This is a genomic window from Catellatospora aurea (genome assembly GCF_042663325.1).
Classification (GTDB): domain Bacteria; phylum Actinomycetota; class Actinomycetes; order Mycobacteriales; family Micromonosporaceae; genus Catellatospora; species Catellatospora aurea.
On sequence record NZ_JBHTAC010000005.1, the window covers coordinates 160991 to 186443 of the forward strand.

The window sequence follows — 25453 nt, forward strand, 5'->3', positions numbered from 1 at the left end:
CTCCTGAGGAAGTCAAGGGGAGGAACGACGATTTTCGCACGGGGTCGGATAGATGAGAATCGGCCCAGCGGAACTGATATCCGACAACATCGGGGATCTGCCTTGGTGTTCCCCGAGGGCAGAATGCCCTTTCATGGCCGATACCCTCTCCACGCCCCCCGCTGCGCCCGAACCGCCCACCGGACCCGCCTCCACCAGCTCTTCTGCCCAGACCGCCACCCTGCGGCCGGTGGCAGCGGCACCTCCCGGCAAGGGCACGGCTCGCCTCGCGCTGCTCGTCGCCGCGGTGAGCCTCGTCGTGGCCCTGGTCGCGGTCGGCGTGGCCGGGGTGGCGCTGGTCCGCTCCGGTGAGGACACTCCGGACACCACGGCCGCGCCAGGAGCCGCCAACAGCGCTCCGGCCTCTGCCGGCGCCGACGCGCCCGCCGCTCCGGCGACCACCGAAGCGCAGGCGCAGCCGTCGCCGACCGCCGTGCTCGGCGTGCTCAACCCGCAGGCGGTGTTCTCCCCGGCGTACAAGGACCAGGAACTGATTCCGCAGGTGACCAGCCAGGCCAGCGCCTACCTGGACCTCAACGAGCCGCGCGTGGTCCAGCAAGGCAGCGACAAGGACGATGTCCGTCTGGAACTGCCCTACAACAGCACCGTGCCGGTGATCATCCTGCTGGACGGGGTCGAGGGCGCCGTGGTCCCGAAGACCATGTCCGACCCGCAGCCCGAGGACTGCGCGGACCTCATCCGCAAGAGCCCGGTGCCGCAGCGCGCCGAGACCGCAGCCCAGCGGGAGCTGATGATGTGCGTCGCGACATCGCCGGAGCAGGCCCGCGCCATCGGTCAGCCCCAGCGCATCGTGGTCCTCAAGGTGGCCGCACTGTCGAGCAACGCCAAGGTGACCCTCCAGCTGAAGGCCTGGGAAGTTCCGTCCTGACCGCCCGTCGGAGCGGCGGGGCCGGTGGACGGCCACCTGCCCCGCCGCCTCCGCACCGTCAGCGGCCGCGGGCGGCGAAGTGCTCGACGATGCCCTGTAGCAGGCGGGTGTCGAAGGGCAGCGCGGCGCAGCTGTCCACCGCCGCGTCGCGGTGCTGCTCCATGAGCCGGCGCGCCTGCGCGAGCCCGTACACCCGGACCAGGTTGGCCTTGCCCACGTCGTTGCCGGAGTCCTTGCCGAGCTGCTCGGCCGACGCGGTCGCGTCGAGGATGTCGTCGCGGGCCTGGAACACGATGCCCGCGTGGTCGGCGTACCGAGTGATCAGCTCGATCTCGACCCGGGGCCGGTCCAGCAGCATCAGCAGCGGCACCAGCGCGGCCTCGACCATGGTCGACGTCTTCAGCCGGTACATCTCCAGGATGTCCTCGCCGGTGACCGGCGATGCGTCGCGCGCGTAGCGCAGATCCAGGTACTGCCCCCGGCACAGCCGCTGCGGGCCCAGCACCGTGCCGACGTACGCGACGACGTCGGTGACCCGGTGCGCCGGGTAGTGCCGGTCGAGCCGGGCCAGCATGCCGAACCCGGAGGACAGCATCGAGATCGCGGCGAGCTGCACGCTGCCCTCGTCGAACACGGTGTGCGCGGCCGGGCGGCCCCGGCGCAGCGTGGCGTCGTCCTGGGCGGGCAGGTCGTCGAAGATGAGACTGGCGGTGTGGAACAGCTCGATCGCGCCGAGCAGCGACTCGGGCATGTCCCCGCGCACGCCGAGCCCCTCGGCCAGCATCAGCGTCAGCGCGGGCCGCAGCCGCTTGGCCGGACCGTCCATCGTGTACGCCAGGATCGGCGCCAGCTCGGCGGCGTTGACCTCGGCGTGGCAGTTGTGCACGATCTCGTTGATGCGCGGCAGCCGGTCGAGCACGAACGTGCGCGCGTCGACGCTGTTCGGGTCTCGGCGGCCCATCACCGCCGCCGCCTCCCGCTTCAGCCGCAGGTCGCCGGTGGTCAGCTGGGGCAGCACCCGGCGCGGCACCCCGGCCGCCGTACGCAGGAACGTGGCGATCTCCGGGGTGACCGGGTACTGGTCGAGCAGCCGCAGCGTGTTCTCCGGGTCGGCGCACAGGTGAATGCCCAGCTTGATCGCGCCGACGCCGGTCAGCGCGTCGCGGGCCACCGGGTCGCCGCCGTACACCTGGTCCACCACGTACGCGTCGTAGGCGAACAGGTCGAGCAGCGGGTTGGTGCGGCCGTCGCCGGGATGCGTGAACGGGGTCATCCGCCCCGCGCGGCGGTCCTCGTCGCGGTCGGCGAGGTCGTCCTTGAACTGGCTCAGGAAGATCGTGTTGAGGCAGCGGGCGTAGAAGCCCTCGTCGAGACTGCGCCGGCCGAGGATGTTGGCCACCACCCGGCTCAGCCCGGCCTTGAGGAAGATGTCCGGGTACGCCGACTCCAGCGGCTCGTCCGCCCCACGGCTCGCGTCGCGGTGCTGGGCCAGGTACATCGACTCGGCCGCGTGGTAGAGGTGCCGGTGCGTGCCGAACGGGTAGACCTGCAGCGCGATGCCGTACAGCTCGTGCATCTCCTCGGCGAGCGGGTGGTCGGGCACCTGCCTGGCGTCGATCGCGCCGCCGGTGGACAGGCCGCGCAGGATCAGCCGGTGCAGCCGGTCCCGCTCGCGCGGCAGCATGTGCTCGCCGGGCAGGTCCTGGAAGCTGTCGTCGATGACGGCGTACGCGGCCCCGTACGCGTACGCGCCGGGCAGGATCCGGGTGAGGTGTTCGCGCACCGCGGCCCGGCCCGCGTCGCGGGTGTCGTACCCCCCGATGGCCAGCACTCCCACCAGCGTGCGGACCACCTTGCCCATCGCCCCCGCCTGCACCACCGTCTCCGGCAGCGTGCGGTGCAGCCGGTCGAGCCGCTCGGCCAGCCAGCGGGTCTCGGCGATGCCGCGCAGCGCCGGGAAGCGCCGCTCCAGCGACTCCACGACACCCGCCACGCCGCGCCCGCGCTCGATGCCCTCGACGACCTCACGCACCGTACGGGCGTGCGCCCGCGCGAGCACCTCACCCCGGGCCACGTCGGCCGGGTCGGGCACCTCGCTGAGGTTGTAGACGCCGAAGTAGTTCAGCTCCAGCAGCGCCTGCTCGCGCAGCTCCCGCCGCCGCCGCGGCGCGTACACCCCGCGCAGCAGCGTCGCCGCCGGGGTGTGCCGCCCGGCGATCGACCGCAGCCGCTCGGTGTACCGGTCCACATGCGAGCCGATCGCCGCCGGATTCGTGTCCCGCCAACCGGCGTAGTGCGCCAGCGTCTGCCGCACACCCTGCTCAAGCCTGCCGTGTTCGAGGTCCTCCTGCCGGAACGGGAACGGCCCCAGCAGCTCCGTAGCGACACTCATGAGGCCGACCACCTCCCCGCGGGATCCCCTGACGACCCCGCGACCCCATGATCCCACCCCCGCGCCACGCCCCGCCCGGACAGAAAGGAAGGGCACCTTCACATCGCTCCGCGTTGTAGAAGGTGCCCTTCCTAACCGGACAGCCGCGCCACCGGGCGCTCTCCCCCGTGATGACCTCGCCCTTGCCTTGATCTGCCAGGATGTCCGCCATGCAGCCCCACCCTGACTTCACGGTCGTCCTGCGCGGCTTCGAGCGCACCGAGGTCGACGCCCTGCTCGCCCAGGTGGACCGGGGCGAGCTGAGCCTCGCCGACAATCCCCGGATCGACTTCACCGTCGTGCTGCGCGGCTACGACCGCGAGCAGGTCCACGCGTACCTGGGCCTGCTCGCCGCGCAGCACGCGGCCGACGGCTGAGCGCGGTCGTGACCCGGCTGCGGGCCGAGGGCCGCTGAGGCTCAGAAGGCGCGGGCGTACTGGTCCGGCCAGTGCGGCTGCCCGCCGAGCTTGGCCAGTGCCCGCCGCGGCCAGTACGGGTCGCGCAGCAGCTCCCGCCCGATCAGCACCAAATCGGCCTGCCCGTCCTCGACGATGCGCTCGGCCTGCTCCGGCTCGGTGATCAGGCCGACCGCGCCGGTGGGCACACCGACGTCCCGGCGGACCCGCTCGGCGAGCGGGGCCTGGTAGCCGGGGCCGACCGGGATGTCGGCGTGGGCGACCGCCCCGCCCGAGGAGCAGTCGATCAGGTCGACACCGGCCGCGAACAGGGCGCGGGCCAGCTCCACGGTGTCGGCCACGGCCCAGCCGCCGTCGACCCAGTCGGTGGCGGACACCCTGGCCAGCACGGGCACGTCGGGGCCGACGGCGTCGCGCACCGCCGCCGCGACGGCCACCGCCAGTCGGGTACGCCCGGCATGATCGCCGCCCCAGCCGTCGGTGCGCTGGTTGGTCAGCGGCGAGTAGAACTCGTGCAGCAGGTAGCCGTGCGCGGCGTGGATCTCCACAGCCTGGAAGCCGGCGTCGACCGCGTACACCGCGGCCTGCGCGAACGCGGCGATCACCGCGGCGATGCCGGCCTCGTCGAGGGCCTTCGGCGTGCGGTACGCCGGCACGAACGGCTCCGTGCCCGGCCCGACCGGCTGCCAGCCGCCGTCGGTGTCGGGCACCCCGCCCCGCTCCTGCGCGAACGGCCAGTACGTGGAGGCCTTGAACCCGGCGTGGGCCAACTGGATCGCGGGCACCGCCCCCTGCGCGGCGACGAACGCGGTGACCGGCCGCCAGGCGTCCACGTGCGCCGACGACCAGATGCCGGCGTCGCGCGGCGAGATCCGGCCTTCCGGCAGCACCGCGCTGGCTTCGGCGATGACCAGCCCGGCCCCGCCGACCGCGCGGGCGCCCAGGTGGTTCAGGTGCCAGTCGCCGGGCAGCCCGTCCGGGCCTGCGGAGTACTGGCACATCGGCGACATCGCGATGCGGTTGGGCAGCGTCACGCCGCGCAGTTCGAGGGGCTGGCCGAGTACCGTCACGGCGCAACAGTACGGCCGGCCGCGGGCGTCGTCCTGTGACGCGGGTCGCACACGGCGAAGGACCGCGAAGACCAGGTCTTCGCGGTCCTTCGGCTTCTGCGTGACGTCCTACGAGAAGATGCTCACGCCTCCAGGTCCGACCAGCAGACCGATCACGATCAGCACGATGCCCCACAGGATCTGACGACGTGCCAGCGAGACGATCCCGGAAACGACCAGGACCACGGCGAGGATCCACAGTAAAAGCTCCATGGTTCCTTCCTGCCCCACGAACTCGGTGACGAAACCGCTACTGTCCGCTGCTGATTCAGTCCTCGGCCAGCATGCGCTCGCGCAGCTGCGCGAGGCACCGGCTGAGCAGGCGAGACACGTGCATCTGGGAGACCCCGATCTGCTCCGCGATCTGGGCCTGGTTGTGGCCCTGGACGAAGCGCAGCATCAGGATCTTCTGCTCACGTTCCGGCAGCTCCTTGACGTACTGCCGGACCGCGTGCACGTCCGGAATGGACTCCAGCACATTGTCGGTCTCGCCGATCAGCTCACCGAGCTCCACATCGCCGTCCTCGCCGCTCACCGCGACGTTGAGGGAGTTGATGCGGTAGGCCTGCGCGCAGTGCATCCCGGCCACCACGTCCTCGACGGTGACGTTGAGATGCCCGGCGAGGTCCTCGGCACTCGGCCACCGGCCGAGGTCCTGGCAGAGCTGCGGGGACACCCGGTTGATGTCCAGGTACAGCTCCTGCATGCGGCGACTGACCCGCATGCTCCAGCCCCGGTCGCGGAAATAGCGCTTGAGTTCGCCGACGATCGTCGGCACCGCGAAGTGCACGAAGGCACTGCCGCGGGCGGGGTCGAAACGGTCCACGGCCTGGATCAGGCCGATGGTCGCCACCTGCACGAGGTCGTCGCCGTCCACGCCGCGGTGGCGGAAGCGGCGGGCCAGGCGTTCGGCCAGCGGCAGCCAGGCGCAGATAGCCTCCTGCCGCACGTCCTCATGTGCGGGGTCTTGCTCGCTCAGCTCGCCGAGACGGCGCAGCAGCAGATCGCCGGCAGTCGCGTCGAGGGTGTCGGTCAGGGACGAGGGGGACGCGGACGCTTCGGTCTCGCGAACCAGTGTTGCAGTCATTGCAGGCCTCCGGCGCAGTGAACCGCGTGTGAACCCGGAGCGACGGGGGTCGCCCTCGGACACGGTTCGCCTGTGACGGTCACAGCACCCGTTTCTTGAGCGCTGCAGACGGCTAGGCAGCCGACTCGGCAAGCCGAGCACTGAAGACCTTACAAGAGGCTGACCGAAAGTACTAGTCCAAGAAGAGGAACGTACACGTTACGGGGTTGAGCCGGTGGACTCAGAACGAGAAACCCGAGGTCACGGCCCGATGGTCGGTGCCGGGGGTACGCACCACCCCGGCCTGCGTCGCGGTCAGCCCTCGGTACAGCACGTGATCGGGTCGCATCACCGGCAGCGAGGACGGCCAGGTGAAGCCCCAACCCCAGCCGGCGTCGGCCTGCGCGTCGCTCAGCAGCGCCGACAGCGGCGCGATGGCCCGGTCGGTGGCGGCGGTGTTGAGGTCGCCCAGCACCAGCACGCGCTGCGCCTCGTCCTCGCGCACCGCCTGGGCCAGCATGTCGATGGTGTGGTCCCGGACAGCCGTGTCGTTGATCCGGGCCGAGCCGAGGTGCACGACGTACACCGCGACGTCGCCCTGCGGGGTCTTCACCACGGCACGCAGCGCGCGGGTCCAGTCCAGACCGGTGTCCACCCCGGTCACACCCGTGATCGGATACCGGCTGAGCAGCCCGACCGTGGAGCGGACCGCGTAGTGCGGGTAGGTCTTCGCCAGCCGCTCGGCGACCGTCTCGATGGTCCCGCCGGAGGCCTCCTGCAGTGCGATCAGGTCGGGGCCGCCCGCGGCCAGCGCTTCGACCGTGGTCTGCGGGTCGGGATTGTCGGCGTACAGGTTCTGCGTGACCACGCTCAGCTGCACCGGCCCGCCCGGGGACGGCAGCAGGGCCCGGCCGAACATCGCCGCCCAGATCACCGCCGGCAGCAGCACCACCAGCAGCGCTTTGCCCGATCTGGCCAGCAGCGCGGCGACGGCGAGCACCGGCACGGCGAGGCCGAACAGCGGGGCGATGGTGTCGAGCACGCTGCCGATGCCGTGCACGTTGGGGAGGAGCCGGTGACCCGCGAGCACGGCCGCCAGCAGCAGGGCGGCCGCGATGACCAGCCCCGCACGCCAGGCCGGGCGCCGGGGCGGCGGCTCGGCCGGGCCTCCGGGCGTCTTCTTCAGCTCGATGGTGGTCACTGTCCGTATGTTACCGGGGAGGACCCGAATCAAACTCGGCAAACGTCGCACTACCCGTGTGCGAAGTCCCCCGAACCACCGGTTCGGGGGACTTCACGCACGTCAACCGTTCTCAGCAGCCGGGCAGGCGCTCGCTCAGGTAGCGCTCCACCTGGTCCAGCGAGACGCGCTCCTGGACCATCGAATCACGATCACGCACGGTCACCGCGTTGTCTTCCAAGGTGTCGAAGTCGACCGTGACGCAGTACGGCGTGCCGATCTCGTCCTGGCGGCGGTAGCGGCGGCCGATCGCCTGGGCGTCGTCGAAGTCGACCACCCAGCGCTTGCGCAGGTCCGCGGCCAGGCCACGAGCCTTCGGCGAGAGCTGCTCGTTACGCGACAGCGGGAGCACGGCCACCTTCACCGGGGCCAGGCGCTTGTCGAAGCGCATCACGGTGCGCTTGTCGACGCCGCCCTTGGTGTTGGGGGCCTCGTCCTCGTCGTACGCCTCCAGCATGAACGCCAGCACGGCCCGGGTCAGACCCGCCGCCGGCTCGATGACGTACGGCACCCAGCGCTCGTTCTTCTCCTGGTCGAAGTACGACAGGTCGGTGCCCGAGTGCTTGCTGTGCGTGGTCAGGTCGAAGTCGGTGCGGTTGGCGATGCCCTCCAGCTCGGAGAACTCGGTGCCGCCGAACCGGAAGCGGTACTCGATGTCGACCGTGCGCTTGGAGTAGTGCGACAGCTTCTCCTGCGGGTGCTCGAAGAAGCGCAGGTTCTCGGCCGAGATGCCCAGGTCGAGGTACCAGTTCCAGCGCTCGTTCAGCCAGTACTCGTGCCAGGTCTCGTCGGTGCCGGGCTCGACGAAGAACTCCATCTCCATCTGCTCGAACTCCCGCGTACGGAAGATGAAGTTGCCCGGCGTGATCTCGTTGCGGAAGCTCTTGCCGACCTGCGCGATGCCGAACGGCGGCTTCTTGCGCGCGGTGGTGGCGACGTTGGCGTAGTTCACGAAGATGCCCTGGGCCGTCTCCGGCCGCAGGTAGTGCACGCCCTCGGCGCTCTCGACCGGGCCGAGGAAGGTCTTCATCAGGCCGTTGAACATGCGCGGCTCGGTGAAGGTGCCCTTGTTGCCGCAGTTGGGGCAGTTCAGCTCGGACAGCACGAAGGTGGCGCCGGGCTTCTTCTCCAGGAACGCCTCCTCCAGGTGGTCGGCCCGGAAGCGCTTGTGGCAGCTGGTGCACTCGGTCAGCGGGTCGACGAACGCCTCGATGTGGCCGGAGGCCTCCCACACCTGGCGGGCCAGGATCACCGCGGAGTCCAGGCCGACGATGTCGTCGCGCTGCTGGACCATCGTCTTCCACCACTGCCGGCGGACGTTGTCCTTGAGCTCCACGCCCAGCGGGCCGTAGTCCCAGGCCGAACGGGTGCCACCGTAGATCTCACTCGACGGGTAGACGAAGCCCCGGCGCTTGGCCAGGCTGACGACGGAGTCGATGCGGTCCGCGGGCATGATCAGGTCTCCATTCCGTTGGAGGTTGCCGCCGGCTGGCTGTCGGCGGAGGTCGGCGGAAGATCCGCACGACGTGGATACGGTACGGGCCACTCGCGCAACCCGCATGCGGTTAAACGCTACTGCACACGCAACGTGGTGAGTCCGCCGGTGCGCCGCGCCGACACCCCGGCTACTCGCGCCCGCAGACTTCGAGGTCGGTCGTCTTCGGGTCCTGCGCGAGGCGGTACACGACCTGCTCGGTGTCCCCGTCGGTGTAGCGCTCGGTGACCGGCAGGGTGATCCCCGACGTGCCCTGCAGTTCGACCTCGCCCAGTTCGTACGACTGGATGCGCTCCGGCCGGGACTGCTCCTGGCTGGTGAAGCGCTCCAGGTCCAGGCGCCGCTGCTCGTCCTCGCAGAGCAGCTCATAGGCCTGGTCGTACTTCTTCTCCTTGAGCGCGTCGAGGTAGGTGCCCACCGCCACGTGGGCCCGCTCGTTGATCGCCTGGACCCCGGTGACGGCCAGGCCGACCCCGGCCACCAGGCCGCCGCCGCAGCACAGCGCGATCAGGCCGCCCGCGATGCCGAGCGCCCAGCCCAACCGGGTCCCGCCGCCCTCCGACGGCGCGGCCGGGAACGGCGGCGCGGCGCCCGGACCGGGCGGCACGGGCGAGGGCGCGGGCGCATGGGTCATGGCCGCGATCATATTGCGTTCTTCCCACCCGCCGCCGCCGTGCCCGAAACCGGGCGGACCGCCCACGTCCCGGGTCGTCGGATCAGGCCCGGTCGCTGGCCCGGGTCTGCACCTCGCCGCCCGGCTCGGCCTCGGCGAGGGTCTCGAACGCGCACGGCTCCATCAGCGATTCGGCCAGCAGGGGCGTCGCGGTCATCTTCACGTCGAAACCGCCCAGCGCCCGCCGGTACGCCCCGACGCTCTCCCACTCGGTGAGCAGGCACCAGTGCTCCGGTTCGTCGAGCGACCGGGTCAGCTCCCCGCGCAGGTAACCGGGGCGGGCCGCCAGGGCCGCCAGCGCCGCGTGGGCGCGCTCGACGAACGCCTCCTCGTTGGCGGCGATCACGAATCGATTGAGCATCAGCACCTCACTACAGTAAGGAGGGGCACCTTCTTATCGTTTTACGGGGTAAAGGGTGCCCTTCTTAACGCTTGCCGGAGAGGACCGCCGCCGTGCCCCAGGATGTCGCGAACAACCCCCTGCTGCGCCGGCTCGCCCGGATCCCCAAGACCACCGCGCTGCTGGGCACGCTGGCGCTGCTGCTGGTGGCGGTGCTGCTGCCGAACCCGTACAGCGGAGTCCTTCTCCTGGCGCTGGCCGCCGCCCTGGCCGCGCTGCTGGTCACCACCTGGCCGGTCCAGCCCCCGGCTACCCGAGCCCTGCGCGTGATCGTCCTCACCCTGCTCACCGCCGCGGCCCTGACCCGCCTGTTCTGACTCCACCGCTGCGGCGATGAGGCGGTCACCGGCAACGACAAGGGCCGTTGGTGGATCGCGCACGGTCCGCGAGCCTCGCCTCGCACCGGGCTGACCTGCGCCTGTGCACCTCAACTGTTAACAAGGTGCCCTTCCTCTACGCAGAGCGTTAAGAAGGTGCCCTTCCTTTGTCGTGGGCGGTGGATCATGGAGGCGGGAGGGGTGTACGCAGGGCAGGGATATGCACCTATGCGTTTTTGACAATCGTTCTCATTTTCAGGGAGAGTTGACGCCATGCTGAGCCGATCTCTCCAGCGCGCCGCCGTCGCCGGCGTCGCCGCGCTGCTGGCCCTGGGCACCCTCACCGCCTGCTCCGACTCCTCCACCGACAGCACCGGCCGCACCACCGTCGTGACCGGCTTCTACCCCCTGCAGTTCGTCACCGAGAAGGTCGGCGGCCCCGACGTCGACGTGGTCAACCTCGCCCAGCCGGGCGCCGAGCCGCACGACATGGAGCTGTCCCCGGCCCAGGTCGCGCAGGTCGCCAACGCGGGGCTGGTGGTCTACCTCAAGGGCTTCCAGCCGCAGCTCGACGAGGCCGTCACGCAGAACGCCGCCGATCGCGCGTTCGACGTCGCGGCGGTCACCCCGCTCGTCGGCGGCCCCAACCACCAGGGCGCGAACGAGGAGGGCGGCAACGCCCCCGACCCGCACTTCTGGCTGGACCCGACCCGCCTGGCCGTGGTCGCCAAGGACGTCGCGAAGAAGCTGGCCGAACGCGACCCGGCGCACGCGGCGGCCTACACCGAGCGCGGCGACGCCCTGGTCGCCGAGTTGACCAAGCTGGACGCCGAGTTCACCGCCGGGCTGGCGAACTGCCAACGCCACGAGATCGTGACCAGCCACGCCGCGTTCGGCTACCTCGCCGACCGGTACAAGCTCAAGCAGATCGCGCTGTCCGGGCTGACCCCGGACACCGAGCCCACCCCGCAGCAGGTCGCCGCCGTCGCCGCCGAAGCTCGCCAGTACGGCGCGACGACCATCTTCTTCGAGACGCTGGTCTCGCCGAAGGTCGCCCAGACGCTGGCCGAGCAGGTCGGCGCGAAGACCGCCGTGCTCGACCCGCTGGAGGGGCTCGCCGAGGGCGGGACGGGTGACTACTTCTCGGTCATGCGGGCCAATCTCGCTACGCTGCGCACCGCGTTGGGCTGTTCATGAGCGCACGCGCCGCCGACGAACGGGACTAGGAGCAGACGTGAACTCCCCGGTTCTCGAAATCAAGCACGGGGCGGTCGCCTACGACCGTCCCGTGCTCCGCGACGTCAACCTGACCGTACGCGGCGGCGAGGTCGTCGCCGTGCTGGGCGCGAACGGCAGCGGCAAGTCCACCATGATCCGGGCCGGGCTCGGCCTGGTGCCGCTGGCCGACGGCCAGGTCGAGCTGTTCGGCGTCCCGCTGCGGCGCTTCCGCGACTGGCGGCGCATCGGGTACGTGCCGCAGCGGCTGGGCGCGGGCGGCGGTGTGCCCGCCACCGTCGGCGAGGTCGTCTCCTCGGGCCGGCTGGCCCGACGCGGCTTCCCCGGGCTGCTGCGCGCCGGTGACCGGCAGGCCGTGTCGCGGGCCCTGGCCGCCGTCGACCTGACCGACCGCGTGCACGACCCGGTCGCCTCCCTGTCCGGCGGCCAGCAGCAGCGCGCCCTGATCGCGCGGGCACTGGCCGGCGAACCCGACCTGCTGGTGCTGGACGAGCCCACGGCGGGCGTGGACGCCAAGTCGCAGGAAGCGTTCGCGCAGGCGCTGCGCGACTTCGTCCGGCACGGCGGCACGGTGCTGCTGGTCGCGCACGAGCTGGGCCCGCTGCAGCCGGTCATCACCCGGGCCGTGGTCGTGCACGACGGGGTCATCGCGCACGACGGCGCGGTGCCCCACCCGGCCGGCCACCACGCCGAGCCCGGCCACGACCACGTGCACCCGCACGCCCCGCAGGACCCGCCGAGCATCTGGGGACGCGAATGAACGTGAACCTGATCGAGATCATGTCCCTGCCGTTCATGCAGCGGGCGCTGCTGGGCGCGCTGATCACCGGCCTGATCGCCCCCTCGCTGGGCATCTACCTGGTGCAGCGGCGCATGTCGCTGATCGGCGACGGCATCGGCCACATCGCCCTGACCGGCGTCGGCGTCGGCCTGCTCACCGGCACCTCGCCGGTGCTCACCGCGATCATCGTGTCGGCGCTGGGCGCGGTCGCGGTGGAGTTGATCCGCGAGCGCGGCCGCACCTCGGGCGACATCGCGCTGGCCATCCTGTTCTACGGCGGCATCGCGGGCGGCGTCTTCCTGGTCGGGCTCGCCCCGGGCAAGGGCAGCGCGAACCTGACGTCGTACCTGTTCGGCTCGCTGCTCACGACGTCGGCCACGGATCTGATCACGATCGCGATCCTCGGCGCGTGCGTGCTCGCGGTCACCGTCGGGCTGCGGCCCTGGCTGTTCGCGATCTGCCAGGACGAGGAGTACGCCAAGGTCTCCGGCCTGCCCGTGCGCACCCTGAACCTGCTGCTCGCCGTGATGACCGCGGTGACCGTCACCGTGGCCATGCGCTCGGTCGGCCTGCTGCTGGTCAGCGCCCTGATGGTGGTGCCCGTCGCGGCCGCGCAGCTGGTCTCGCGCGGCTTCGGCGGCACCATGACCCTGGCCATGCTCGGCGGCGTGATCAGCGCCGGGGCCGGCATCCTCATGTCCGCCGGGTACGACACCGCGCCCGGCGCGACCATCGTGCTCGCCGCCATCGCACTGTTCATGCTGGTCGCGGCGGTGGGCGCGGTGCTGCGTCGGCGGCGGCGCGCCGACACGGGGCCGGCGGCGGTGTGTGAGCCGCCCGAGTGCGTCCTGGACTCATGATTGGGTATGCACCGACACGCGGGGCTACGGTGGTCGATGTGAGCCAGACGCAGTCCTACGCCCGAGCCGGAGAGCTGCTGCGGGCGCTCGCCGCGCCCGTCCGGATCGCGATCGTGACCGAGCTGGCGGCGAACGGCGAACGCCACGTGCACGAGCTGGTGGAACGGCTGCGAGTGGCCCAGCCGCTGGTCTCCCAGCACCTGCGGGTGCTCCGGGCGGCCGGTGTGGTCCGCGCCGAACGGCACGGCCGCGAGATCGCATACTCCCTGGTGGACGAACACGTCGCGCACATCGTCGCCGACGCCGTCACCCACGCCGCGGAGCAGCGCCCATGAACAGGTGTTACGAGGAGATGGCATGACCAGCCCACAGGGAACCGCGGCGCGGAACACGCGGCAGCGGTCCGCGGTGGCGACGTTGCTGTCCGAGGTGGAGGGCTTCCACAGCGCGCAGGAGCTGCACGCCATGCTGCGCGACCGGGGCGAGCGGGTCGGCCTGACCACCGTGTACCGGACGCTGCAGGCGCTCGCCGACGGCGGGGACATCGACGTGATGCGCCCGCCGGGCGGCGAGCAGCTGTTCCGGCGGTGCTCCAACGGGCACCACCACCATCTGGTGTGCCGCACCTGCGGCCGTACCGTCGAGGTGGCGGGACCGGCCGTGGAGTCCTGGGCCGACCGGGTGGCGGCGCAGCACGGGTTCGTCGACGTCAGCCATACGCTGGAGATCTTCGGCACCTGCCAGGGCTGCGCGGCGCCCCGGGTGTGACGCGGGGCGTTTATCGATCGCCCGCGTCGATCACAATGCTCTCATGAAGCTCTATGCGGAGAAGCCGTGGCGGTTCACTCGGCAGATCATCGCCGATGTCACCGCACTGGTGTGGAGCGCGATCTGGATCTGGGCCGCGATCACACTGTACGAGCTGGTCCAGAAGCTGGCGGTGCCCGGCCAGAAGCTGGAGAGCGCCGGCACCAACCTGGCCGCCGACATGGCCGAGGCACAGGCGCGCGCGGGGCGCATCCCGCTGGTCGGTGACGAGGTGGGCGCGCCGTTCGGCAGCGCCGCCAACGCGGCGAACTCGATCGCCGAGGCGGGGCGCGACCAGCAGGACGCCATCGCGAACCTGGCGACGGTGCTGGCCTGGCTGACCGCGGGCATCCCGGTGCTGATGGCGCTGGCGCTGTGGCTGCCGCTGCGGCTGTCGTGGATCCGCGCGGCCAGCGTCGCGGCGAAGGTGCGCCGGTATCCGGGCGGGGGTGAGCTGCTCGCGCTGCGGGCGCTGGCCACGGCGCCGCTGCGGCGGCTCGCTTCGCTGGACAGCGGGGTCGTGGCGGGATGGCGTACCGGTGATCCGGAGGCGGTGGAGCAGCTGGCCGCGCTGGAACTGCGCCGCCTCGGTCTGCGCGGCAGCCCTCGCCGCTGACGTCTCGCGCCCAGCTCACCGCCTGGTCGCCGTCAATAAGGGCACCTTCTATAACGCGGAGCGTTAAGAAGGTGCCCTTCCTTGGGGTTCAGCGGGGTGGGATGCGGCGGCGGGCGTCGGTGGCGGTGGACGGGCCGGGGGTCCAGGTGGAGACCCATTCGCCCTGGTCGGGGGGTGCGATGATGCCCGACTCCAGGGCGGTGTGCTCGCCGGCCAGGACCTTGCGGGCCAGGGCGACGTCGGCGGCGTCGGTGTTGTTCCAGAGGGCGTGTTCGAGGATGGCGATGCGGCCTCGGGACTGGTGGCAGAAGAGGTCGGCGAGTTCGATCTCCTCGGGGCGGCCGGAGGCGGTGGCGCGGGAGCAGACGGCGGCGATGGCGAACAGTTCCGCGCCGATGTCGACGACCCGGCCCAGGAAGCCCTGCCGGTGCTCCAGTTTGCCCTGCCAGCGGGCCATGCCCTGGAAGGTGTTGCGAGCCAGGCGGCGGGATGCGCGCTCGGCCCAGCGCACGTGCTTGGCGAGTGGGCCGAACTTGCGGTAGCCGCCGAAGGTGCCCCGGCCGACGGCGAGGGTGGGCAGCCAGCGGGCGTAGAAGCCGGTGGCGCGGAGCAGGGCCTTGCCCTTCGCGCCGAGCGGGGACTTCGGGTCGATGAGCGCCCCGGCGACGGACAGGTGCTGGTCGACGGCCTCGCGGGCGATGAACAGGTGCATGATCTCGGTGGAGCCCTCGAAGATGCGGTTGATGCGCAGGTCGCGTAGGAGCTGCTCGACGCCGATCGCCTTCTCGCCGCGGGCCGCCAGCGAGTCGGCACTCTCGTATCCGCGCCCGCCCCGGATCTGCACCAGTTCGTCGGCGACCTGCCAGGCCAGCTCGGAGCCGTACAGTTTGACCAGCGCGGCCTCGATGCGGAAGTCGTTGCGGTCGTCGTCGGCGAGCATGCAGCACAGGTCGAGCATGGACTCCATGCCGTACGCGGTGGCCGCGATGAACGCGATCTTCGTGGCGACGGCCTCGTGCTGGCCGACCGCCCGACCCCACTGCACGCGCTGCTGGGACCACTGCCGGGCGACGCTCAGCGACCACTTGGCCGCGCCGACGCACATCGCGGGCAGCGAGAGGCGGCCGGTGTTGAGGGTGCTCAGCGCGATCTTCAGGCCCTGGCCCTCACCGCCGATGACGTTCTCGGCGGGCACGAACACGTCGTGGAAGCGGGTGACGCTGTTCTCCAGGCCGCGCAGGCCGAGGAAGGCGTTGCGGTTCTCGACGGTGACGCCCTCGGCGTCGCCCTCGACCACGAACGCGGTGATGCCGCCGCGGCGGCCCTCGGCCTTCGGCACCATCGCCATGACCACGAGCAGCGTCGCCACGGTGCCGTTGGTGGCCCACAGCTTGACCCCGTTCAGGCGGTAGCCGCCCTCGACCGGGGTGGCGGTCGCGCCCATGCGGGCCGGGTCGGAGCCGACGTCGGGCTCGGTGAGCAGGAACGCCGACACCTCGCCCGCGGCCAGCCGCGGCAGGAAGCGCTGCTTCTGCTCCTTGGTGCCGAACAGCTTGAGCGGCTGCGGCACGCCGATGGACTGGTGCGCCGACAGCAGCGCGCCGATCGCCGGGCTGACCGAGCCGGCCAGCGTCAGCGCTCGGCAGTAGTCGAGATGGGACAGGCCGAGCCCGCCGTACGCGGGATCGATCTTCATGCCGAACGCGCCGAGTTCGGCCAGGCCGTGGAAGACCTCGTCCGGGATGCGGGCGTCGCGCTCGATGGCGGCCCCGTCGACCTCGGTGCTGACGTACTCCCCCAGCTTCGCCAGGAACTGCTCGGCGTCGGGGTTCGGGGCGGGCTGGGGCCACGGGTGGATCAGGTCCATCCGCAGCCGTCCCAGGAACAACTGCTTGCCGAAACTGGGCTTGCGCCATTCGCTCTCGCGGGCGGCCTCGGCGACCTGCCGGGCCTGCTCCGCGCTCACCTCACGCTGCACCGTCGTCATCGTCGACACCCCTGTCGTCCGGTCGAACGCGGGGTCGCCGGGGCCGCCTCATGAGCGCGCCGCGACGAGCCGTGTTCGGTGGTTTGCGCCCTGAAATCACGCTACTCCGCAGTACTACCGAGCGGTAGCGGTTGGCAAACCGGCCGACACCGGCTATTCGTACTGCTCCGCGGGAGCCTGCACCGGCCGCCACTCCAGCACCTCGATGAACGGGATGCTGTCGCCGTTGACCGGGTCGGTGCCCTGCTGGTCGGTGTACTGTCCGGTGATCTCCACCCAGCTGTCGGCGGGCAGCCCCGTCGGCACGCTGCCGTTCATGCCGACCTTGATCGGGCGGGCGTCGGCCGCGCAGCAGGACAGGATCATGCGGGTGAGCAGCTGCCCGCCCTCGGGGTTGTCGGACAGGAAACCGGTGACCCGGACCCGGCGCTCGCCGATGGACAGTCCCTTGTCGAAGATCGCCCGGGTGGCGTAGTCGAGCACGCTGATCTCGGCGGGGTCCCCGTCGGGCAGCGCCGGGAAGTCGGAGACCTGCTGCGCCGAGAGCGCCGAACCGGCCTGCCCGGCGGCGTAGGAGCCGAGCGCGGGCGGGGCCACCAGGAGCAGGCCCAGCACCGGCGCGATCAGCAGCCAGCCGACCCGCGGTTCCCGGTGCCCGTGGCCGTGGTCGCCGTCCCGGCCGCTGTGCCCATGCCCGCCGTGCCCCTGGTCGGTGCCGGCGCGGTGGTCATCGCCCGGCCGGCCGAGGTCGCGGCCGCCGACCGCCGCTCCGACCGGTTCCGGGTGCTCGGCGCACTCGGTGTCCACGGCCGAGCCGTGGCGGATGTCGTACCAGAGGGTCATCACGGCCGCGAGCACCAGCAGCGCGCCCGCGCCGATCAGGAACGGCTGCAGTCCCGCCTTGACGTAGCGCAGGTACATGTCGGTGAGGCTGGCCTTGAGGATCGCGCCGCCGAGCAGCAGCATCACCACGCCCTGGGCTTGACGGTTCACAGCAGCACCATCCCGACTACGGCGGCGACTCCGACCGCCATCACGAACGTGGCCGGGGCGAAGCGCATCGCGAAGCGGCGGCCGAACACCCCGGCCTGCATGGAGATCAGTTTCAGGTCGACCATCGGGCCGACGACCAGGAACGCCAGGCGCGCGGTGAGCGAGAACTGGCTCAGTGACGCGGCGACGAACGCGTCGGCCTCAGAGCAGATCGACAACAGCACGGCGAGCGCGGCGAGGGCCAGCACGGACAGCACCGGCTGGTCGGCGACGGCTTGCAGCACCGATTCGGGCACCAGCACGTTGATGGTGGCCGCGGCCATCGCGCCGAGCACCAGGAAGCCTCCCGCGTGCACGATGTCGTGACGGCAGGCCGCCCAGAACGCCCGCCAGCGGGACAGGTCGTCCAGCTCGGGCCGGTGCGGCAGCCGGATCCACTCCTGCTTGCCCAGGCGCAGCCAGAGCCAGCCCATCACCATCGCCACGATGATGCTGGCCACGCCACGGGCGACCACCATCTCCGGGTTGTTCGGGAAGGCGACCGCGGTGGCGGTCAGCACGATCGGGTTGATCGCGGGCGCGGCCAGCAGGAAGGCGAGGGCGGCGGCGGGCGTGACGCCGCGGCGGATCAGCGAGCCGGCGATCGGCACCGAGCCGCACTCGCAGCCGGGCAGCACCACCCCGGCGGCGCTGGCCACCGGCACGGCGAGCGCCGGGTGCTTGGGCAGCGCCTTCGACCAGAACGAGCGCGGCACGAAGACCGCGATCACCGCCGAGAGCGCGACGCCGAACACCAGGAACGGCATGGCCTGCACCATCACCGATACGAACACGGTGGTCCAGGTCTGCAGCAGCGGAGTGGAGATCGCGGCGGCGATCGGCTCACGGAAGATCAGCAGTGCGATGAGCAGTGCCGCCAGCACCTCGACGGAGCCGATCCGGCCGCCGAACAGCGGCGTGCGGCCGGGCCCGGCGGGCGGCGACGGGGGCGCCGCGGGCGGGCGCTGATCGACGGAGGTCACACGGATCCTTCGCGGTATCGGGGTGTGCCGACCGGCACAGGTTACCGGGCGTGCGTTCGGTGTTAGCCTTTCCGGCACAAGCGCTGCTGTCCAGCGGCCTCATATGAACAAGTAACGACAGGGGAGCGCACAGCGCTGAGAGTGCGGCACACGGCCGCAGACCCTCGAACCTGATCTGGGTAATGCCAGCGCAGGGAGTTCGGTCAACACCTCACCGCCACGCCTGCTTTCGTGATACCCCCGAAAAGGGATGTCACGGGGGCGGCGTGTGCACTTCTCCTCGTTCGTACCCTCAACGGACCTGGAGTTATTCATGACAAGCTATCGCTGGCGGACGGTCGACATCGTCGTCGCCTCGATCCTCGCCGTCGCCTTCGGCGTCGTCTTCTGGGCCTGGGGCCTGCTGTGGAACGGACCGGCCGGGGCGATCTTCGGCTCGACGTTCCCGCCGGCCGCGGCCGCCATCTACGGCGTATGGCTGCTGCCCGCCGTGCTCGCCCCGCTGATCATCCGCAAGCCGGGCGCGGCGATCTACACCGAGCTGGTCGCCGCGATCGTGTCGGCGCTGCTCGGCACCTCGTGGGGCATCAGCGTGCTCTGGTACGGCCTCGCCCAGGGCGCGGCCGGCGAGCTGGGCTTCCTGCTCGGCGCGTACCGCCGCTGGAACCTCGGCCAGTCGCTGGTCGCGGCCGCTTTCGCGGGAGCCACCGCGGCCGGGCTCGACCTGTACTACTACTACGGCGACTGGACCTTCGACTGGAAGGTCGCCTACGTCGCCATCGTCGTGGCCAGCACGCTGCTGTTCGCGGGCGTCGGCGGCTACTACCTGACCAAGTCCCTGGCCGGCACCGGCGCGCTGGACCGGTTCCCGTCCGGCCGCAGCCGCGACCTGGTCTGATGATCGAGCTCGAGGGGTACGGGTGGCGGCACGCCGGCCGCCGCGCGTGGGCGGTGCGCGGGGTCGACCTGCGCATCGAGCGCGGCGAGCGGGTGCTGCTGCTCGGCCCCTCGGGCGCGGGCAAGTCCACGCTGCTGCACGCGCTGGCCGGGCTGCTGCCCGAGGACTCGGGCGAGGCCGAGGGCGCGTGCAAGGTCGACGCCGACCGGATCGGCATCGTCTTCCAGGACCCGCAGTCGCAGCTGGTGATGTCGCGGGCGGGCGACGAGGTCGCGTTCGGCCTGGAGAACCTCGCCTGGCCCGCCGACCGGGTGTGGCCCCGGGTCGACGAGGTGCTGCGCGAGGTCGGCTTCGGCTACCCGCGCGACCGGGCCACCGACGCCCTGTCCGGCGGCGAGCAGCAGCGCCTGGTGCTGGCCGGGGCGCTGGCCCCGCGTCCTGAACTGCTGCTGCTCGACGAGCCCACGGCCAACCTGGACCCGGCCGGGGCGGCGCTGGTCCGCCGGGCGCTGCGGGACGCCGTCGCCGCCGACACCACCGTCGTGCTCATCGAACACCGCATCGCCGAGGTGCTGGACCTGGTCACCCGGGTGGTCGTCCTGGAGCCCGGCGGCGGGGTGCGCGACGACGTGCCACCTCACCTGCTGGCCGGCCCCCTCGGCGCGGAACTGGCCGCCGCCGGGGTCTGGGTGCCCGGCCACCCCGCTCCCCCTCGGCCCGCCGCGAACCCGCCCGGCGACGTCCTGCTCACCACACACGACCTGCGGGTACGGCACCTGTCCTACCCCGACGTGACGGTCCGCGCCGGGGAGGCGCTCGCGGTGACCGGCCCCAACGGCTGCGGCAAGTCCACCCTCGCGCTGGCCCTGGGCGGCCTGCTCAAACCCGCCGCGGGCGAGGTGCGTTGCCCGGACGGGTCGCCGCACCGGTGGCGGGCCCGCGCCCTGGCGGGCCGGATCGGCTCGGTGTTCCAGAACCCGGAGCAGCAGTTCGTGACCGCCACCGTGCGCGACGAGCTGGCGCTCGGCGGCACCGCCCCGGGCCGGGTCGACGAGCTGCTGACCCGGCTGCGGCTGGACCACCTGGCCGGGGCGAACCCGTTCACCCTCTCCGGCGGCGAGGCGCGGCGGCTGTCCGTGGCGACCGCGCTGGCCGCCCGGCCCCGCCTGCTGATCCTGGACGAACCGACCTTCGGCCAGGACCGCCGCACCTGGATCGAGCTGGTCGACCTGCTCGCCGCACTCCGCGACGACGGCCACGGCATCGTCACCGTCACCCACGACCCCGACGTGGTCACCGCCCTCGCCGACCGCGCCCTCGACCTGGGAGAGCGCTCATGACCGTCCGGAACGTCACCATCCGGCGACTCCGCGGCGGCGTCTGCCGCAGCACCGGCGCCAGGGCGGTCAGCCCGGATCGAAGCAAACCGTGACCCTGCCCGCCGCCACCGCGCTGCAGCGCAGCGACGCGCTGCTGGCGCGCCGCACACCGGTCGCGAAGATCGTCGCGTTGGCGCTGTTCACCACCGCCGCGCTGTTCACCCGGGACGTGGCCGCGCTGGGTTTCGCGCTGGTGGTGACGTTCCTGGCCGCGCCGCTGTTCGGGATCACGCCGTGGGGGCTGCTGCGGCGCGGCTGGCCGGCGCTGCTCGGCGCGGCGACCGTGGTGCTGTCGCTGGCGCTGTTCGCCGCGGACCGGTCCGGCACCGTGCTGGTGGACTTCGGGCCGGTCGTCATCACCACGACGGTGCTCGGCAACGCGCTGTCGCTGGCGCTGCGGCTGCTGGCCATCGCACTGCCCAGCATCCTGGTGTTCAGCACCACCGACCCGACCGACCTGGCCGACTCGCTGATCCAGCACGCCCGGGTCTCGCCACGCTTCGCGATCGGCGCGCTGGCCGCGTTCCGGCTGGTCGGCCTGCTCGGCGAGGAGTGGCAGATGATCGCGATGGCGCGCCGGGCCCGCGGCATCGACGCCGGGCACAACCCGCTGCGCTGGCTGAGACTGTTCGCCGGGACCGCGTTCGGCCTGCTGGTCGGCGCGATCCGGCGCGGCACCCGGCTGGCCGTCGCGATGGACGCCCGCGGCTTCGACTCCGGCCTACCCCGCACCGTCGCCCGCCCGATGCCCTGGCGTTTCGCCGACTGGCTCCTGATCACGGCCGGCGCGCTGCTGGCCCTGGCCATCCAACTCATCGCCCACCACTGACCCCCGCCCCTCCTGGCGCAACTCTTAAAGACTCGCGGTCTCCGCGCAGGCCGGAGGCCGCAAGTCTTTAAGAGTTGCGGCTGGGACGGGGTCAGGCCGCGGGGGCGGGTGGGGCGACCGGGTTGGGCAGGGCGCCGCCGAAGCGGCGGTCGCGCTGGGCGTAGAGCTCGCAGGCGTACCAGAGGTGGCGGCGGTCGAAGTCGGGCCACAATGTGTCCAGGTAGACGTGCTCGGCGTAGGCGGACTGCCAGATCAGGTAGTTGCTGGTGCGCTGCTCGCCCGACGGGCGCAGGAACAGGTCCACGTCCGGCACCTCGGGGTGGTAGAGGTACTTCGCGAACGTCTTCTCATTGATCTTGTCGGCCTTGAGCCGGCCCTCGGCCACGTCCCGGGCGATCGCGGCCGCCGCATCGGCGATCTCCGCCTGGCCGCCGTAGTTCACGCAGAACTGCAGGGTGAGCTTGGTGTTGTGGCGGCTCATCTGCTCGGCCGTCTCCAGCTCGTCGATGACGCTCTTCCACAGCCGCCCGCGCCGGCCCGACCACACGATGCGTACGCCCAGGTCGTTGAGCATGTCGCGGCGGCGGCGGATGACGTCGCGGTTGAAGCCCATCAGGAAGCGGACCTCCTCGGGCGAGCGCTTCCAGTTCTCTGTCGAGAACGCGTACGCCGACAGGTACGGCACGCCGATCTCCAGCGCCCCCTCGATCGTGTCGAACAGGGAGAACTCGCCGCGCTTGTGGCCCTCGGTGCGGGGCAGCCCGCGCTCCTTGGCCCAGCGGCCGTTGCCGTCCATGACGATGGCGATGTGCTTGGGCAGCGCCTCACCGGGCAGCTTGGGCGGGGTCGCGCCGGACGGGTGCGGCGTCGGCGCCTTCGGCTCCCGAGCCTGCCGGATTCTGATCAAGGCGCTCCCCTGTCTGTTCACGGTCGCCACCGGCGATCCGGCCAGGTCCGGGGCTCAGCCCGGCTCCCGGCGATCAACCAACGGCAGAGAGCGTAGCTGCCGCTCCAGGTGCCACTGCAAATGCGCCGCCACGAAACCCGCACACTCGCGCTGCACCGGCGGCTCGGATTTCTCCGCCGCGGGCCAGTCCCCTTCCAGCAGGGCCGACATCAGATCCAGGGTGGCCGGGTCGGGATGGGCGGCCCCGGGTGGGCGGCAGTTCAGGCAGGTGACCCCACCGGCGGGTACGGAGAACGCCCGGTGTGGCCCCGCCTCCCCGCACACCGCGCAGTCTCGCAGCGCCGGGGCCCAGCCGGCCTGCGCCATGGCCCGCAGCAGGTAGGCGTCGAGCACCAGCGGGCCGGGCCGGAGCCCCTCCGCGAGCGCCCGCAGCGCGCCCAGGGTGAGCTGGTAGAGCCGCAGCGCGGGTTCCCGCTCGACCGGGGTCAGCCGCTCGGCCAGTTCCACGATCGCGCTGGCCGCCGTGTAGCGGGGGTAGTCGGTCAGGAAGCGGCGGCCGAACAGGTCACGGCCTTCGACCTGGGTGACGGTGTCCAGCGAGCTGCCCTCGCTGCACTGCACGTCCACGTGCCCGAACGGCTCCAGCCGCGCCCCGAAGCGCGACGTGGTGCGGCGCACCCCCTTGGCGACCGCGCGCACCCGCCCGTGCTGGCGGGTCAGCAGCGTCACGATCCGGTCGGCCTCGCCGAGTTTCTGCACCCGCAGCACGATCGCGTCATCGCGATACAGCGGTCGGCGCATCCCCGGCATGCCGACGACCCTACCGCCCCCCGCCGACGACCCACCCCCTGCCGCAACTCTTAAAGACTTGCGCCAATCCAGGCCCCCCGATGCCGCGACTCTTTAAGAGTTGCGGCACGGGGTGGCGGCGGGGTGGGGGTCAGAAGCCGAGGCGGCGGAGTTGGCGGGGGTCGCGTTGCCAGTCTTTGGCGACGCGGACGTGGAGGTCTAGGTAGATCTTGGTGCCGAGGAGTTCCTGGATGTCGGCGCGGGCCTTGGTGCCGACCTCCTTGAGGCGGGAGCCGCGGGCGCCGATCATGATGGCCTTCTGGGACTGCCGCTCGACGTACACGTCGGCGTACACCTTGGTCAGGCCGTCCTCGGGGATGATCTCCTCGACCAGCACGGCGATCGAGTGGGGCAGCTCGTCGCGCACGCCTTCCAGGGCCGCCTCGCGGATCATCTCGGCGATCAGCACGTGCTCGGGCTCGTCGGTGAGCATGCTGTCCGGGTAGAGCTGCGGCGACTTCGGCAGGTGCCCGACCATCACGTCGACCAGCGTGTCGAGCTGGGAGTTGGCGACCGCGCTGACCGGCACCACGTCGGCGAACTCGCCGAGTGCGTTGACCGCGAGCAGCTGCTCGGCCAGGGTCTTCTTGTCCACCAGGTCGGTCTTGGTGACCACCGCGACCACGGTCGCCTTGAGCCCGGCGATCTCCCCGGCGATGAAGGTGTCGCCCTTGCCGACCGGCTCGTTGGCGGGGATGCACAGGCCGATCACGTCGACCTCGCTCCAGGTCGCGCGGACCAGGTCGTTGAGGCGCTCGCCCAGCAGGGTGCGCGGGCGGTGCAGCCCGGGGGTGTCCACGAGCACCAGCTGCGCCTCGGGGCGGTGCAGCACGGCGCGGATGACGTGCCGCGTGGTCTGCGGTTTGTTCGACGTGATCGCGATCTTCTGCCCGACGATCGCGTTCGTCAGAGTCGACTTGCCCGCGTTCGGCCGCCCGACAAAGCAGGCGAACCCGGCACGGTATGAGTTATCCGCCACCTGCTCAACCTACCGTCAGGGCAGGAAGGCAGGCTCATCGGCGTACCCCCGGCGAGCGGCGGGCTGCTCGGCGACGAGCGCGGCGAACAGGTCGTCGACCGGGGTCTGCAGCAGGTCGGCCAGCGGGACCAGGGTCGTCGCGCCGTCCGCGTACGCCCCGAACAGCTCGGCCACCAGCCGGGCGGGCTGCCGCGGAGCCTGCGCCGCGCTCAGCCGGGCCAGCAGCGCCCGCCTGCCGGTGGGGCCATGCTGGCAGCGAGCCGCCGTCCACAGGCTCAGCTCGGCCTGGCGGGCCGCGTCGAGCAGCCCGAGCCCGCGCAGCCGGGCCGCCATCGCCCCGGCCGAGACGCCGAACACCCCGACCAGCTCGGCGAACACGCCGTCGGTCACCGGAGCCCGCAGGGTGGCGGGGTCGGCAGCCGGGGTGCTGTGCGGCTCGGTGCACGCGGGGTCGGCAGGCGGCATGGCGGCCACCGCCTGCAGCTCGGCGGCAGGCATCAGGAACGCCGCGGCGAAGGCGTCGGCACGCTGCTCCAGCGCGGCCCGCTGGCGTCCGGGCGCGAGGCGCTGGTCGAGCAGCGGCTGCGTGGCGTCCCCGGCCAGCACGTGGCCGAGGGCGTGTGCGAGCGCGAAGCGCTGCCGGGTGAACTGGCTGGTGACGTTGGCCAGCACCAACCGGCCGTAAGGGCTCTGCCAGGCCAGGGCGTCCGCGCCACCGGGCAACGGAGTGAACGCCACGTCAACCGCGAAGACCTGCTCGACGACGGCCGCCAGCTCGGCGGTGGGCAGCGTGCCCAGGCTCGGCATGCCGCTGTCGCGCACCGCGGCGACGGCCTGTTCCGCCAGGGCGCGGCCCGCGACCGCGGGCGGTCCCGCGGGCGGCTCGGGCAGGGGCGGCAGCGCCGGACGCCGGCCCAGCAGGCGCAGCCGCTCGTACGCCGTGGCGTAGCGGTCGACCAGCGCGCGGATCTCGTCCCCGGCGCTCGGCTCAGCCCCGGGCAGGGCGGGTTCGCGGGTGCGGCCGGTGAGCAGCCAGTCCACGCTGACGTCGCCCGCGTCGGCGATGAGGGCCAGCTCCAGTGAGGTGAAGCGGCGCACCGCGTTGAGCGACTTGGACAGCTTGTCGGCGCCGATGCCGACCAGCTCGCTGAAGGCGGCCTGGCTCGGCGACACCCGGGTGATCACCGAACGGACGCGGTCGATCACGCCTTCATCCATGGCCATCACCGTAATGA

The 25453-nt window shown here is 71.8% G+C and carries 27 protein-coding genes and 1 riboswitch; of the genes, 12 read left to right on the forward strand and 15 right to left on the reverse strand.

Annotated elements, in window-relative coordinates; genetic code table 11:
* The first annotated feature begins 229 nt into the window (after positions 1-229).
* Entirely contained in the window at positions 230-928 is a 699-nt protein-coding gene (locus tag ACFQO7_RS07250) for a hypothetical protein (protein WP_376805698.1), read from the forward strand.
* A gap of 58 nt (positions 929-986) precedes the next feature.
* On the opposite strand, the gene ACFQO7_RS07255 is transcribed toward ACFQO7_RS07250, so the two are convergent.
* Entirely contained in the window at positions 987-3320 is a 2334-nt protein-coding gene (locus tag ACFQO7_RS07255) for a polyprenyl synthetase family protein (RefSeq protein ID WP_376805699.1), read from the reverse strand.
* Between the two features lie 209 nt (positions 3321-3529).
* Here ACFQO7_RS07255 and ACFQO7_RS07260 point away from each other — a divergent pair, with 209 nt between their 5' ends.
* Positions 3530-3736 carry a DivIVA domain-containing protein gene (locus ACFQO7_RS07260; protein WP_376805700.1) on the forward strand — a complete coding sequence of 69 codons (207 nt, stop codon included), beginning with the start codon at positions 3530-3532 and terminating at the stop codon, positions 3734-3736.
* A 41-nt stretch (positions 3737-3777) separates the two neighbouring features.
* Here the strand turns inward: ACFQO7_RS07260 and ACFQO7_RS07265 are convergent, their stop codons facing one another.
* The 7 genes from ACFQO7_RS07265 to ACFQO7_RS07295 all read right to left on the reverse strand — a co-directional run bounded on the left by ACFQO7_RS07265 (position 3778) and on the right by ACFQO7_RS07295 (position 9725).
* The gene (locus ACFQO7_RS07265; RefSeq protein ID WP_376805701.1) at positions 3778-4845 is read right to left on the reverse strand and encodes an NADH:flavin oxidoreductase/NADH oxidase; all 1068 of its coding nucleotides are present in this window, start codon (positions 4843-4845) and stop codon (positions 3778-3780) included.
* 108 nt (positions 4846-4953) lie between these two features.
* Positions 4954-5097 carry a GPGG-motif small membrane protein gene (locus tag ACFQO7_RS07270; protein WP_170213016.1) on the reverse strand — a complete coding sequence of 48 codons (144 nt, stop codon included), beginning with the start codon at positions 5095-5097 and terminating at the stop codon, positions 4954-4956.
* Between the two features lie 55 nt (positions 5098-5152).
* Positions 5153-5971, reverse strand: coding sequence for a SigB/SigF/SigG family RNA polymerase sigma factor (locus tag ACFQO7_RS07275; RefSeq protein ID WP_376805702.1), 819 nt, complete (start codon positions 5969-5971; stop codon positions 5153-5155).
* 220 nt (positions 5972-6191) lie between these two features.
* Complete coding sequence (locus ACFQO7_RS07280) at positions 6192-7151, reverse strand: endonuclease/exonuclease/phosphatase family protein (protein ID WP_376805703.1); 960 nt, start codon at positions 7149-7151, stop codon at positions 6192-6194.
* Between the two features lie 112 nt (positions 7152-7263).
* Positions 7264-8643: a glycine--tRNA ligase gene (locus ACFQO7_RS07285; RefSeq protein ID WP_376805704.1), complete on the reverse strand. Its 1380-nt coding sequence runs from the start codon at positions 8641-8643 to the stop codon at positions 7264-7266.
* 172 nt (positions 8644-8815) lie between these two features.
* Positions 8816-9319, reverse strand: coding sequence for a hypothetical protein (locus ACFQO7_RS07290; protein ID WP_376805705.1), 504 nt, complete (start codon positions 9317-9319; stop codon positions 8816-8818).
* Between the two features lie 82 nt (positions 9320-9401).
* Positions 9402-9725, reverse strand: coding sequence for an antibiotic biosynthesis monooxygenase family protein (locus tag ACFQO7_RS07295; RefSeq protein WP_120316467.1), 324 nt, complete (start codon positions 9723-9725; stop codon positions 9402-9404).
* Positions 9726-9811: 86 nt separating this feature from the next.
* On the opposite strand from ACFQO7_RS07295, the gene ACFQO7_RS07300 reads away from it, so the two are divergent.
* The 7 genes from ACFQO7_RS07300 (at position 9812) to ACFQO7_RS07330 (ending at position 14375) form a co-directional block, all read left to right on the forward strand.
* A complete protein-coding gene (locus ACFQO7_RS07300) occupies positions 9812-10075 on the forward strand; it encodes a hypothetical protein (protein ID WP_376805706.1) in 264 nt (87 codons plus the stop codon).
* Positions 10076-10348: 273 nt separating this feature from the next.
* Positions 10349-11272, forward strand: coding sequence for a metal ABC transporter substrate-binding protein (locus ACFQO7_RS07305; protein ID WP_376805707.1), 924 nt, complete (start codon positions 10349-10351; stop codon positions 11270-11272).
* Positions 11273-11309: 37 nt separating this feature from the next.
* A complete protein-coding gene (locus ACFQO7_RS07310; protein ID WP_376805708.1) occupies positions 11310-12071 on the forward strand; it encodes a metal ABC transporter ATP-binding protein in 762 nt (253 codons plus the stop codon).
* 11 nt (positions 12072-12082) lie between these two features.
* Positions 12083-12952: a metal ABC transporter permease gene (locus tag ACFQO7_RS07315; protein WP_360533640.1), complete on the forward strand. Its 870-nt coding sequence runs from the start codon at positions 12083-12085 to the stop codon at positions 12950-12952.
* Positions 12949-13287 carry an ArsR/SmtB family transcription factor gene (locus ACFQO7_RS07320; RefSeq protein WP_155374867.1) on the forward strand — a complete coding sequence of 113 codons (339 nt, stop codon included), beginning with the start codon at positions 12949-12951 and terminating at the stop codon, positions 13285-13287. Before ACFQO7_RS07315 ends, ACFQO7_RS07320 begins: the two co-directional genes overlap by 4 nt.
* A gap of 22 nt (positions 13288-13309) precedes the next feature.
* Positions 13310-13720, forward strand: coding sequence for a Fur family transcriptional regulator (locus tag ACFQO7_RS07325; protein ID WP_360533421.1), 411 nt, complete (start codon positions 13310-13312; stop codon positions 13718-13720).
* A gap of 43 nt (positions 13721-13763) precedes the next feature.
* Positions 13764-14375, forward strand: a complete 612-nt coding sequence (locus ACFQO7_RS07330; RefSeq protein ID WP_360533424.1) for a hypothetical protein — start codon at positions 13764-13766, stop codon at positions 14373-14375.
* An 88-nt stretch (positions 14376-14463) separates the two neighbouring features.
* Here the strand turns inward: ACFQO7_RS07330 and ACFQO7_RS07335 are convergent, their stop codons facing one another.
* The 3 genes from ACFQO7_RS07335 to ACFQO7_RS07345 all read right to left on the reverse strand — a co-directional run bounded on the left by ACFQO7_RS07335 (position 14464) and on the right by ACFQO7_RS07345 (position 18377).
* On the reverse strand, positions 14464-16362 hold the full coding sequence (locus ACFQO7_RS07335) for an acyl-CoA dehydrogenase family protein (protein ID WP_376805709.1): 1899 nt from the start codon (positions 16360-16362) through the stop codon (positions 14464-14466).
* Positions 16363-16515: 153 nt separating this feature from the next.
* Complete coding sequence (locus ACFQO7_RS07340; RefSeq protein WP_376805710.1) at positions 16516-17355, reverse strand: TIGR03943 family putative permease subunit; 840 nt, start codon at positions 17353-17355, stop codon at positions 16516-16518.
* Positions 17352-18377 (reverse strand): permease, encoded by a 1026-nt coding sequence (locus ACFQO7_RS07345; RefSeq protein ID WP_376805711.1) that lies wholly within the window; start codon positions 18375-18377, stop codon positions 17352-17354. The genes ACFQO7_RS07340 and ACFQO7_RS07345 overlap by 4 nt, the downstream gene beginning before the upstream one ends.
* Before the next feature lie 109 nt (positions 18378-18486).
* Positions 18487-18592: riboswitch (TPP riboswitch) on the forward strand.
* Positions 18593-18690: 98 nt separating this feature from the next.
* Here ACFQO7_RS07345 and ACFQO7_RS07350 point away from each other — a divergent pair.
* From ACFQO7_RS07350 to ACFQO7_RS07360, 3 genes are all read left to right on the forward strand, one after another.
* Complete coding sequence (locus ACFQO7_RS07350; protein ID WP_376805712.1) at positions 18691-19275, forward strand: ECF transporter S component; 585 nt, start codon at positions 18691-18693, stop codon at positions 19273-19275.
* Positions 19275-20615, forward strand: coding sequence for an ABC transporter ATP-binding protein (locus ACFQO7_RS07355; RefSeq protein ID WP_376805713.1), 1341 nt, complete (start codon positions 19275-19277; stop codon positions 20613-20615). Before ACFQO7_RS07350 ends, ACFQO7_RS07355 begins: the two co-directional genes overlap by 1 nt.
* A 94-nt stretch (positions 20616-20709) precedes the next feature.
* Positions 20710-21483, forward strand: coding sequence for an energy-coupling factor transporter transmembrane component T family protein (locus tag ACFQO7_RS07360; RefSeq protein ID WP_376805770.1), 774 nt, complete (start codon positions 20710-20712; stop codon positions 21481-21483).
* A 91-nt stretch (positions 21484-21574) separates the two neighbouring features.
* Here the strand turns inward: ACFQO7_RS07360 and ACFQO7_RS07365 are convergent, their stop codons facing one another.
* The 4 genes from ACFQO7_RS07365 to ACFQO7_RS07380 form a co-directional block, all read right to left on the reverse strand.
* The gene (locus ACFQO7_RS07365; protein WP_361051636.1) at positions 21575-22390 is read right to left on the reverse strand and encodes an isoprenyl transferase; all 816 of its coding nucleotides are present in this window, start codon (positions 22388-22390) and stop codon (positions 21575-21577) included.
* A gap of 54 nt (positions 22391-22444) precedes the next feature.
* Positions 22445-23200, reverse strand: a complete 756-nt coding sequence (recO, locus tag ACFQO7_RS07370) for a DNA repair protein RecO (RefSeq protein ID WP_360533442.1) — start codon at positions 23198-23200, stop codon at positions 22445-22447.
* 130 nt (positions 23201-23330) lie between these two features.
* Positions 23331-24218: a GTPase Era gene (gene era, locus ACFQO7_RS07375; protein WP_203692503.1), complete on the reverse strand. Its 888-nt coding sequence runs from the start codon at positions 24216-24218 to the stop codon at positions 23331-23333.
* A gap of 15 nt (positions 24219-24233) precedes the next feature.
* Positions 24234-25436, reverse strand: a complete 1203-nt coding sequence (locus ACFQO7_RS07380) for an ImmA/IrrE family metallo-endopeptidase (RefSeq protein WP_376805714.1) — start codon at positions 25434-25436, stop codon at positions 24234-24236.
* Positions 25437-25453: the final 17 nt, after the last annotated feature.